Source organism: Salmonella sp. SAL4457 (genome assembly GCF_046548235.1).
Taxonomy (GTDB): domain Bacteria; phylum Pseudomonadota; class Gammaproteobacteria; order Enterobacterales; family Enterobacteriaceae; genus Salmonella; species Salmonella enterica.
This window is the reverse complement of record NZ_JBGDZO010000735.1, coordinates 1-261: the sequence shown is the minus strand read 5'-3', so window position 1 is coordinate 261 and position 261 is coordinate 1. Positions and strand designations below refer to the sequence as shown.

Genomic DNA, 261 nt, shown 5'->3' with positions numbered 1-261 from the left:
GTATAGGCTTTCTCGGTCTCGCGGTCGTGGAACTGGCGGGACAGCTCGCGGTGGCTGTCGGCGTCGCGGGCGAGCACCATCAGGCCGGAGGTTTCCCAGTCCAGGCGGTGGACGATGCGGGCCTCGGGATAGCCGTTTTCCTGCAGGCGGGTGACCAGGCAGTCCTTGTTGTCATCGGCGCGGCCGGGCACCGACAGCAGCAGGGTGGGCTTGTCGACCACCAGCAGGGCGTCATCCTGGTGAACGATTCGGATCTGGGAC

The 261-nt window shown here is 66.7% G+C and carries 1 protein-coding gene; it reads right to left on the bottom strand.

The genetic code is table 11. The annotated features are described in order from the left end of the window. On the bottom strand, positions 1–261 hold a 261-nt coding region (locus ACLJNW_RS26100; RefSeq protein WP_410961489.1), incomplete at both ends, for a pseudouridine synthase.